Raw genomic sequence first — 12,110 nt, 5'->3', positions numbered from 1 at the left:
CTCGACGCCGTCGATCGTCCGGTCGGCCACCATGCTCGCCGACCAGATGTCCTGGAACCGGGTGAGGTACTTGGCCTCGTCGTAGTGGTCGTGGACCAGCTTGGCGATCGCACCCGGGTCGATGTGCGGGACCGCGACCAGGCCCTTCTTGAACGTGGCGGCCCACCGCCTGTCCATTTCGAGTTCTTTGGTCCACCAGTCGGCGAGCCACAGATCGCCCTCTCGCGGGGTCCGGTGCGATCGTCCCTTGTCGACGCGACTGAGCGTCCACAACAGCCGCTCCGCGTTCAGCTGGGTCTCGCGCATCTGGTCGGCGAGCACGTCGAGCGCTTGCAGATCATCAGGATGCAGTCGAGCGCTCAGCCGCTCGATGAGTGGAGTGGTGACCGCCGCTACGCGCAGATTGACCGCCTCGGCCAGCTTTGCCGTGTCCAGCGAGTCATCGTTCGGCCGCAGGCCCAGCCGATCGAACACGGGGCGCAGGACCACCAGATCCCGCGGGTCGACACCGTCGCGACCGATCCGACGGGCCACCTCGGCGACTTCGCGCGGATGGCGTCCGATCCGATGCGCCACCTGCGGCAGGTCGACGGGCACCCGCCCGATCTTCGCGCTCAGCTCGATCAGCCGGCGCCGGGGAACACCGTCCTTCTCCGACAACCGGATCAGCGCGTCCGGATCGAACCACGACTGCCGGGTGTACTCGTCGAACTCCGACCGGGAAATACCCAGCCGGGCGGTCAGCTCATCGACCTCACCCGGAGCGTGGTCATTACGCGGAAGCCCGGCCAGCATCTTCACGCCGGGACGCGGGCGGGGCCGCGAGGCTTCCCCTGCATACGTCGGCGGCTTCTGCAACGCGGAAGAAGAGGTGCGCTCAACGTGGTCTCCGAAGAGACCGTCGTCCGGCAGTTCATGGGCGGACTGCGCGAAGCTGTCCAGCACGCGGCGTCGTTCGCCTTCATCACGCGACGCGAGATGGTCGCGGAACATCCGGGCGTAATCGCCGGTGCCGGACTCGGCGAGCCGATCCCCGGTCAACCCTTGCGTGAACTGACCGACCAACCGTGAGAAGTACCGCGAAGAGTGCAATACGGCAAGGTCCTCGAACCGCAAGCCGAGCCGGGTACTCAGCCGCACCGCGGCACCGGGGTCGATGTCACGGTTGCTCAGCCGGGCCCTCAGCTCGTCGACGATCCGCTGCGACCGATCATCGGCGCCCCCCGCCGCGTGCTGCTCGTGATCAGCCGCGAAGTCCTCTTCGATGGCGGCGAAGTCATCGTGCAGTGCGACCAGCTCAGGCAGCTTGCTGACCCTCAGCTTCGCCGCGACAGCCTCGAGTACCTCACCATCGGGCAGACCGGCTAGGCGCGCCAGTTCGTCGCGGACTGCCGCCTTCTCGGCGTCGGATCGCTGTCCCTCGATCTCGGCACCGAGACGCTCGGCATCGCGCAGCCGGGTGAGGCCCTCCTGAACGAACCCCTCAGGCAGGTCACGCAGCAGATCCAACGGAACACTGCGCTCGCTGAGATACGAGCCAAGCCACTGGATCCCGTCGCTGCCCCAGCCCAGTACGTCGGACAGTGCGATCACGTGGTTGAGATCGTTCTCGCCGTGCAGCCCCAGATCACGCAAACGATCACGCAGGCCCTGCTCCAGCTCCGCACCCGTCAACCGATCCGCGGCCGCCGCATCCGGGACCAGTTCACGAAGATACTCAGCCAGGGATTCCAGCCGCTCCGGACTTTCCGCCACCCGGTCAGCGAGCCGGACCAACGGCTTCTCGCTGGGCAACCCCATGATCTCGGCGGAGTTCCTGGCCTGCTCGAGGATGGCGCCGGGCAACCGGTCAAGCAAAGTGGACAACCGGACGAAAGCGCCGGGATCGGGCTCACCCGCGGACTTGGCCAGCATGACGAGCTCGCTCAGGCTGGTGTCCAGGCCGAGCTTGATGAACCTCCCGAACTCCCACTCACGCACACCCAATTCAGCAGCGTGCTTGGCGACTGCGTCCTTGGAATAGTCCATGGTGTACCCCGGCAACCGCTGGCCACCGAACAGCCCACGATCACGCATCCGCTGGCGGACGGACTTGACCTTGTCCTTCAGCTGACCGGCGTGCATTTCCTCCAGGAACGGGTCATCCGCGGCGAACTGGTCGTTTCGACCCGCCCCAACGGCCGCCTCGTCGCCCGCCCGCGGTGGCACATACGTCGCTCGGGAATCAAACGGCGCGAACCGCAGATCCTCGACCCCGGAAAAGTCGGCGATGGTCTTGCCCGCCACATCCGCGTAGATCACCGCGTCACCGCCCGACTTGACGGCGAGGTAGCCGTGCCGCCGCCCGTCCGCCACCCGGCCCGACACCAGAGCCATCCCCCGAGAGCCCAGCCCCCGCTCAACAGCCGCGTTGAACTCATCGAAATTCGGGAAACGCCGACGCAGGTGATCTGCCCCCATGGTCTGCACAACCCGCGCACCACTCACCGGACCACCCGGTTCCGCCCGATGCGGATTGCCCGACAAGCGGATATTCGCCGCCTGGACAGTCACATCGATGCAGTTCTCCAACCGCCCATCAGAGCCACCCCGCTCACCCGGAACCGGCTCGTTCACCCGCGCCAAGTCACCGAAGTGCACGTCGTAGAACCGCGCCCGATCCTCCGGAGTCACGAAACTCCCGGACACCACCGGCTGTCCCGGGCCCGGCTCGTACCCAGGCCGGAACCCATCGAGCGCGGCCTCGGCGCGGACCGGCTCCGGGAATCCGAGACCCCGAGCAGCACCGATCGCATCCTGATCGGACAGTTTGTCCAGATCGGGGAAACGGCGGCCCGCTTCCTGAAGGCTGTCGCGCACTTCCCATAGCGGCAGCCCGTCGAGCTGCAGCCGTTCTTTCTGGTACGCCAGCCACTGCGGCAGCCTCTCGCGCACCGCCTCATACGCCGAGCGCTTCTGATCCACCAGGCCCCAGGGCTCTCGGTGCGCCAACGCATAGTCCTCGACGTATACGCGGGCCTCGCGCGGATCGCTGTTCGTCTCGAAGGCCAGGCGCAGAAGGTCGGCCGTGGACAGCAATCGGGGCTGGTACACCTCGTGGAGTTTCGGCACCCGGCGTTGTTGCTCACTCAGCCGCAGGATCAACGCATCGTGATCCTGGCCGAGGCGCTCCCGAATGGTTTGGTAATCGTGCCGGTTGAACCACTCCTCATTCCTGTACCGAGCGAACAGTCGCCGGGCCTCGGCTCGTTCGGGGCCGAACTTCTCCTCTTCCCAGCGGTGAGCCTCCCTGGTCAGCCATTCGCTGTCATGCAGTTCTCCTGGTGCGGGCCGGCGGTCGGCAAGGAAGTCGTAGACGTCCTGTTTTCCGACGTTCTCCGGCACCCAGTTCAGTTTCTGCCGGTAACCCTCCACGAGGTCGTCGATGGTCCGGCGAGCGTTGTCGACGTGAAAGCCGAACTTGACCGTGCTCACCAAGGGACGGAACGAAGGCAGCACCCACGGATGAGCCGGTAGCTTCTCGGCCAGTTCCAGCAGAACAGTCGGCTTACCCTCGAAGCCGAGCTGCTTCGCCACCTCCTCGACGCCGTCGATCGTCCGGCCGGCCACCTTGCTCGCCGAGTAGATCTCTTCGAAGCGCTTGGCGTACAGGCCGATGCCGTAGTGGTCGTGGACCAGCTTGGCGATCGCACCCGGGTCGACCTGCGGGACCTCGATCAGGTCCTGCTTGAACCCGGAGGTCCGCCGCTCGTTCATTTCGAGCTCGTCTGCCCACCAGTCGGCGAGCCACAAGTCGCCCTCCCGCGGGGTGCTGGGCGATCGTCCCTTCTCGACACGGCTGAGCGTCCACAACAGCCGCTCCGCACTCAGCTGGGTCTCGCCCAACCGCTCGCTGAGCACCTCGAGCGCTCGCCGACCAGGATCCAGCCGAGCGCGCAGCCGCTCCATGAGTGCGTTGGTGACCGCGGTCGCGCGCTTGTCGACCGCGCCTGCCAGGTCTGCGGTGCCCAGCGAGTCATTGTCCGGCCGCAGGCCCAGCCGATCGAACACGGAGCGCAGGACCACCAGATCCCGCGGATCGACGCCGTAATAGCCGATCCTGCGGGCCACCTCGGCGACTTCGCGCGGATGCCGCCCGATCCGATGCGCTATCTGCGGCAGGTCGGCGGGCACCCGGCCGATCTTCGCGCTCAGCTCGACCAGCTGGCGCACGGGAGTGCCGGTCTTGTCGGACAGCCGGATCAGCGCATCCGGATCAAACCACGACCGCCGGTTGTACTCGTCGAAATCCGACCGGGAAATACCCAGCCGACCGGCCAGCTTATCGGCCTCATGCCCGGCATAGTCATTACGCGGAAGCTCAGCCAGCATCTTCGCGCCGGGACGCGGACGGGGCTGCGGGACCGCCTCGCCATACGTCGGCAGCGTCTGAAGCGCGGCAGAAAACTTGTGCTCGACGTGACGGCCGAAGAGCCCATCGTCCGGCAGTTCCCGAACGGACTGCGCGAAGCTGTCCAGCACGCGGCGCTGTTCGCTTTCATCGCGCGACGTGAGGTAGTCACGGAACATTCGAGCGTAGTCGCCGGTCTCGGATTCGGCGAGCCGCTCCCCGGTCAGGTTCTGGGTGAACTGGCCGACCAGCCGGGCGGAATGCCGCGAAGAGTGCAGCGCGGCAAGGTCCTCGAACCGCAAACCGAGCCGAGTACTCAGCCGCACCAAAGCATCGCTGTCGATGTCCCGGCCGTCCAGCCGAGCCTTCAGCTCGTCGACAATCCGCCGCGCCCGCTCATCAGGACGCGCAGCCGCGTGCTGCTCGTGGATGGCGGCGAAGTCGTCGTGCAGAGCGACCAGATCAGGCAGCTTCGTGACGTTCAGCTTGTCCGCGACGGCTTGGAGCACCTCACCATCGGGCAGGCCCGCCAAGCGAGCCAATTCGTCCCGAACCGCCGCCTTACCGACGTCAGACTGCTGCTGTTCGAGCTTGACACCGAGACGCTCGGCATCGCGCAGCCGGGTAAGGCCCTCCTTCACGAACCCGCTGGGCAGATCGTGCAGCAGCTCCAACGGAACGTTGCGGTTGCCGAGGTACGAGCCGAGCCACTGGAGCCCCTCACTGCCCCAGCCCAGTACCTCGGACAGCGCGATCAGGTGATTGAGGTCGTTCTCGCCGTACAGCCCCAGCTCGCGCAGCCGATCGCGCAGGCCCTGCTCCAGCTCCGCGCCGGTCAGCCGATCCGCGGCCGCCACGTCCGGAACCAGTTCACGAAGGTACCCGCCCAGTACTTCGAGTCGTTCCGGGCTTTCCGCCACCCGATCGGCGAGCCGGATCACCGGTTTCTCGTTGGGCAAGCCCATGATCTCGGCAGAATTCCTGGCCTGATCGAGAATGCCGGTGGGCAACCCATCGAGCAAGGTGGACAGCCGGACGAGGACACCGGCGGGCACACCCGCGGTCCCGGCCAGCGCGAGGATTTCCTTCGGGCTGGTGTCCAGACCGAGTTCGGTGAACCGTTCGAACTCCCGCTCGCTCACGCCCAGCTCGGCAGCGTGCTTGACGACCTCGGCCTTGGTGTAGGTCGAGGTGTAACCCGGCAGCCGAGGCGTGCCACCCAACCTCTGCTGGACGCGCTCTATCCGGCTCCGGCTGCTCTCACCGACACGTTCGCTGATGCGCTTCACCGTCTTGCCCAGCGGACCGCCGGCAGGTCCGCCCCGGGTCCGGCGAATGCCGTACCGCTCGGCCAGTTCTTGAGCCAGCTCACGAGCCGCGGCTTCGTTCTCGACAACCAGACGGTGCAACACCACGTCGTGAATCCCGGCAAGCAGCTCGTCCAACCGAGCTTCCGGACCCGAAGTCGGCCGCTGGAGCCTCTGCGGAAGCTGGATCGCGACACTGACGATCGTGCCCGCGGTCTGCTTGTGCGAGAAGGTCGCCTTACCGCGCTCGATCCACTTCCGCGCGGCGTCGACCTGCTGCGCCCAGTGCTCCTCCCACGCCTGGTCCTGACGCGCGAACAACTCGCGGCCGATGCGGTATCGCTCCGCCAGTTCACGGGCCAGCTCGCGAGCCGCGGATTCGTTCTCGGCGACAAAGCGCTGCAACACCACGTCGTGAATCCCGGCGAGCCGCCTGTCCAGCTCCACTTGCTGCCCCGGGGCCGGTCGCCGCAGCTCCAGCGGTAGCTGGATTTCCTCACTGACGATCGCGCCCGCGAACTTCCTGTGCCGGTCACTCGCCTTGCTGGTGTCGATCCAATCCCGGGCGGCGGCGACCTGCTGCTCCCATTGCTCTTCCCAAGCCCGATCCTGCGGCCGGAACAGCTCCTCGGCGGCCTCGCTCCGCGACGGGCTGTCGGTGCCCTTGTCACTGTGCGAGCTGTGGGACGCCGAGTCGGACGCGGCCGACCGGCCCACCGAGGGTGCCGGAGAGTGCTCTGCGGGCTTTCCCTTGAAGTCGCTGAGATTCATCGACGACTTCGGCGACGGGGCAGGCTTGGGCCCCGAGGACAGCGGCGGTTTCTGGATCTCCAGCGTCGTGGGCAGCTTGATCGACGGTACCGCGCCTCGCTCGATCTCCGGACTCGACTCCGGCGTCGAATTCGGCGACGACTCCCCTTCCCGCACCGCGGCGGGGTCATCGTTCTCCGGTGCCCGATCCCGGGAGGTCTCGTCCGCGCCCCCGTGCTCCGGCTCGCGCAGGCCGAGTTCCGTCAGGCCCTGACGATCCACCTCGAGCATGATCGGTTCGTCCCTGCCGATGCGGAACGTCCTGTTCCAGCCGAGCCACTGGGCTTTCTTGGCCCGGTAGGTCGGGGTGATCGACCACCGCGGGGTGACCCTGACCAGGTAACGGTCCTCGGACGAACTGCCGCCGGGCCTGCCCAGCTCGCGTTCGGTCGACACGACGTTCTGGTGCTGGCCGCTGTAGTCCAGCATCGGCCGCACGTACTCGATGAGCGAGGCGCCGGGGCGGCTGGCCGCCCCGTTGATCGGCTCGCCCCGGATGTCGCTGGCCTCCACAGCCTCCAGCACGGCCCGGCGCGCCACCCCGGACGCCACCGTCTCCTTCTCCACACCGGTCCGGGTCAACGAGCCGTCGAGCCTGTCGACCAGCTCGGCGTTGGTGAACTTGCCCTCGATCTTCAGCTGCTTCAGGGGACCTTCGTGGAAGGTGGTCACGTCACCCTGCTGGGACAGCGCCCGGTGCAGATGAACCTGACGCAGGTTGAGCCCGGTCGTGGTGAAGATCTTGGCCGCGGTCCGCGCGGGCAGCAGTGGCCGGTTGGGGATTTCCGGCACCGTGCCGTTCGCGTCCGGTGCCCGGCCCTTGACCAGGTTTCGCAGCGCCTCGTCGCGTTGGGGCGCGTTGAACGGCCGGATGTGGACGTCGGCGATGGTGCGGCCGTTGTCGTCGCGCTGGAAACCGTACCCGGTGCGTTCACCGTCCTTCCCGTGCTGCCACAGGCCGGAGATCCGCTCGATCGGCTGCTTCGGCTCGGCGCCTTCCCGGATGACCAGCTCTTTGTCCACACTGGACTTGACGCCCAGCGGAAGGGAGAAATGATCCTCCCAAGCCGTGTCGAACTGGTGCGGTTCGACCGAGGACCATGCCTTCCCCAGCACCTTGGTGTACCGGCCTGCGGTCGACCACGGGTACACCTCCATGGTCACGTCGAGGTCGTGCAGGAAACGCATGTTCTCCCGCACGCCGGTACCCGCGGTGGTCGTGTCGGTGATCTCGCGTGCCTTGCCCCGTTCGTACGACGCGTGGAACTCGCTGTTCAGCAGCGCCTGGGTCAGGTCGGCCGCACCGTGCAGGGCGTAGTTGGCGAAGCCGACACCCGCCTCCAGCGTCCAGGTGCTGGTTTTCGTCTCGGACTCCCCCGCCGTCGCCTGCAGGCTCCGGGTGGAACTGTGGTTCTGGATGGTGTCGTGGTACTGACCCTCGCCGAGGCCGGCACGCAGCACCACCAGCTGCGCCGTCTCGCCGAACGGTGTGCGGGCGACGCGCAGGACGGGCACGCCACCGTTCAATGCCTTGCGCAGCAACATGTCGGCCGCGGGCGTGGCCAGATCCGGATCCAGCACGTCCAGGAAGATCCGGTCGTTGATCTGGTCGAACCACTTGAGCGACAAGGGTTCGTGGCTGTCCTCGGACGGGACGTAGAGCACCTGGTTGACGCGGTCGGCCACCCGGGTGACCCGGTTTCCCTCGTTCTCCGCCTGAACGCGCGCGCCTTCCCGCCTGGACCACTCGATAAGCCTGCGGAAGACCTCCTTGCCCATTTCGCGCGAGACCGCCGCGTCGGCGAACGCCACCGAGCCCTCGCCCCGGCCGACGTTGTCCGGAGGACGCACCCGCACGCCATCGGGCAGCGCCGGAGGATCCGTCGCCACCGGCTCCGGCCGGTCCTCGACCGGGGCATCGGCGTCCTGGTCACCGTCGCGTGCGGGCGGATGCTCCTGGCGATACCGGGCGGCATCGGCCGGGTCCAGCACCGTCAAGTCCTCCGGCCGCAGCCCTTCCACCTGGTGGATGGTGCTGGCCTTCACCAGGAACACCGCGGAATCCGGGAGGTGGATCCACTGCTTTCCTTCGCGCACCGTGCCGTCGTGCGCGTTCCCGAACGGGTCGGTCCAGCTGCGGAACGCTGCCGTCGTCAGATCCTCGGTCCGGCTGTAGGAGACCAGGTAGCCGTCCTCGATATCGACGTTCACGTCGGTGCCGCGGCCGGCGACGGTGTTCTTGCTTTCGTGCGTCCGCATGAACTTGCCGACGAGCGAACCCATGGGACCGCCCAGGTCGGCCCCGTTGAACCTGCGGAAGTTCAGCGCGTTGAGCTTCACGCTCAGGCCCCACCCCTTGGTGGGTCCGCTGGTCAAGGCATCGGTGCCATGCGGTGCTTCGACGAACTTGTGGTTCTCGACCTTTCCGACGATGCGGGGGTTGCCCAGCTGCGCGGACCGGGCCACCCGCGTAATCAGCTCGCGGTTCCCGGCGATACCACCGACGTTGCGCGTCCTCGATTCGTCGATGTCCCCCGCCGGTTTCAACTCGACGGAATCCTCGGCCAGCGCGGTCCGGAGACCCGCTATCTGGCGGTCCCTGCCGAAGAAGAACTCCATCCTGTCCAGGGCACCGTCGTGCGCGCCAGGAGTGCTCAGGCCGAATTCCTGGGTGCCCGCGAAAAGGCTGGGGTCGTGCTGGTCGACCGGTTTGGCCGCGCTCCCGACGAACGGGAACTTCAACCATTCCTTCCACCACGCCGAGCGCGGGACATCGATCATCTTCGCCGCGGTGCTCAACCCCTTCGGCGTCGGGGTGAACGCCACCAGCTCGGCATCCAGCGGCGGCGGCCCGGTCGGCCGCATCCCGGGCTTGGGCGCACCGTTCGGCTGCCAGCCCGCGGCGGGCTCCTCGGCAGCGGCGCGATCGGCCGCGTTCCCGGCCACGGACGTGTGATCGGTCGTCGACGAGGACTGGCCGGGCAGCGCCGCCACGGCGACCTCGATCGCACCGGGGATTCCGCTGTCCATCGCACCGGAGGAATCCCGCCACTGGTGCGGCGGCTTCTGGTCCGCCCACCGGCCGTCGCCGCTGAACTCCAGCCGGATCGGATAGCGGAGGTGGTGGACGTCCTGCTCGCTGTCGAACGGCAGCTCGTAGCCGACCTCGTGGCTGATCACGTCACCGTCGCCGGACCGCCATTTCCCGACGATCTGCCCACCCGGCCACACGGACGCCTTGTCGCCGTAACCGCCGCCCGCCAGACCGGCGTTGAGGAACCGGGAGTCGTCGACGCCCGAGGTCGTGGTCCGGGTGGGGACGATCCGGCCACTGATCCGCTCGGCCTTGGTGCTGCCGAGGTAGTCCGCGTGCTGCCGGTCCTCCGTGCCGCGCAGGAACTGATCCGGCAGGCCCCAGTGCCAGGAACTGAGCGGTATCCGGATGCCGTCACCGCCGTTGAACACCGCCGCCGCGTTGTCGTTGTCCTTGAGGAAATCGGTGATCTCCTGCTTGAGTGTGCGCAGGAGTGCGGCGTCCGGGCGGCGCAGCAGCCGTCGCCACCACGTCGGCCTGCCGATCACGCCCTCGGCGTTGAGCCGGTGCAGCAGCATGCCGACGGCGTGCTCGATGGTCTCGTCCGAGAGCTTCTTCTGCGCGCCAAGCTGGTCGAACGCCGTGTGCGGGTTGACCCCCGACGGATAGTCCGCTGCCGGAGTGCCGCGGTGTCCGGTATGGACGTCCGAAGTGGACGGATCCGCGATGTCGTCCGGTGCCGGTTCCGGGAACAGGTCCCGCATTTCCCGGCCGAAGTCCGCCGCGTGCCGACCGATCTCGGGCAGCAGCCGGGGGGCCGCCAGGACCGGCCGCTGCCGGGGGGCGAACCGGACGACCTGCGACGGCTCCCCGGGTCGCTGCGCCTCGGGCTCCCAGGAACGCAGCGCACCGGGCCGGCTGCCCAGCTCGCTCTCGCCCACGATGGCCAGCATCCGGTCGTGGTCGGCTTGGGGCAGCGGGCGGTCGTCCGCGGCGGAACGGATGGCGAAGGCAGGGTGATCGGTGAGCGGCCGGTATTCGCCGTCCGACGCCCGCTCTTCGACCACACCGTCCTCGGTCACGCGGTAGTCGCCATCCTCGGGCAGCCCCCGCCAGAACTCCTCGAAGCGCTCCTCGAACCGGCTTCGCAGGGCATCGAACCCACCGGGCAGGACGGCCAGCCGGGGATCGTCGATCTCCGGCATCCGGGCCGCGAAGTGGCCGACCAGGCCGATCTTGTCCGCCGGAGCGCCCAGCAGCACGTCGACGTCGTTGATGAGCTTGTTGGGAAGTCCGGCCGGGCGAGGCATGGTCTCCCCACCGGCGATCCAGCGCACCGCGTCCGGGTGCGGCGACTGCATGTCGACGATGAGGCCGTGCCGGTCCACCAGGTTCTGCAGTTCGTGCTGCGCGGACTCGGTGAACCCGTGCTCGTCCTCCAGCACGCGCGGGCTCGGATCGTCCGACCGGCCGCGCATGAACAGCGTGGCCTTGCCCTGCAAGCGGATCAGCCGATCCGGCAGGGACCGCGTCGCCGGGACCGGGGAAGCCGCAGGCTGCTCGTCGTCGCGGCCCATACCCTCCATCGGGTTACCGGCCGCCGCCGCGCCCTCGCTCGCGTGTTCCGCGTCGCCGACCCGGATCACCAGCGTCAGGTCGGATTCGTGTTCCTGCAACGGACCCGAATAGAGCTCTTCCACCTGCTTGCTGACCGCGTCGGTGACCCCGTCCTCCAGCTGGGTGCCGCGGTGGATGCGCGCCTGCGGGCCGACGGCGAACCCTTCGTCCTTACCGCTGTAGTCACCGATGGCCAGTGACAAGCCCGCACCACGGCGCCTGCCCGTGGTCCTGGTGGTGGTGACCTGCCCGCCCGTCAGTTCCATTCGCTGCAGCGTGCCCTCGCCGTCCCGCACCGGCCGCGACGTCAGCGGTTCACCATCCCGGCGCCCGCGGAGCGCGATGTAGATCTGCTGCCTGTCCTTCCCCGCGAAGGCGAACGTCTCGCTGACCACCTTGCCCGCCAGCAGGTCCTTCGTGACCGCCTTGCTCTCCAGCCAGTGCTCGAACGCCGCCCGCGGCCGCACGTCGTTCGGAGCGAAACCACCGAGTTCCCTCGACACCTCGTCATAGATCGACCCAGGGTCGGAGAAGACGACGTGCTCGACGTCCCGCGGGTTGACCGGACGCTCGTCCGAGGCGGCCGGCTTGGCCTTCGGCCAGGCCAGGGTGACCTCGCCCGGTACCCGGCTGACCGACGGCGGCGCGGTCGCCTGCCACGGCCACTGGCGAGGCTGGGTGAACTCGAGCCGGAAAACGGCCGAATGATCCATCGTGTCGTGCTCGACGCCCCGCTGGACCACTCGCGTCTCGCTGATCCGGGACTGAGTCGCGCTCAGATCGGACCGACGCGAATTGAAGAAACCGAAGAGCCACGCCCGGACCGTGACCTTCGGCGTCGGAATGAAGACCGTGGCCGCCTCGGTGATGACCGGCTGGTTCTCGATCGAGGATCCGCGTTCGTGCGCCACCGTGGTCGCACTGTCCCGGTCCAAGGACTCGGGCCGTGAGT

1 pseudogene (running past both ends of the window) is annotated in these 12,110 nt (G+C 67.9%); it reads right to left on the bottom strand.

Annotation, left to right across the window (positions count from 1 at the left end):
* Positions 1-12,110: pseudogene (locus ACFW0G_RS14330) on the bottom strand (hypothetical protein) (its annotated part extends past both window edges: 16,681 nt to the left, 20,968 nt to the right); the annotation flags it as partial.

This window comes from Amycolatopsis sp. NPDC058986 (assembly GCF_042741125.1).
Taxonomy (GTDB): domain Bacteria; phylum Actinomycetota; class Actinomycetes; order Mycobacteriales; family Pseudonocardiaceae; genus Amycolatopsis.
Note: the sequence above shows the minus strand (reverse complement) of the source record. Positions and strands in the feature narration are given on the sequence as shown.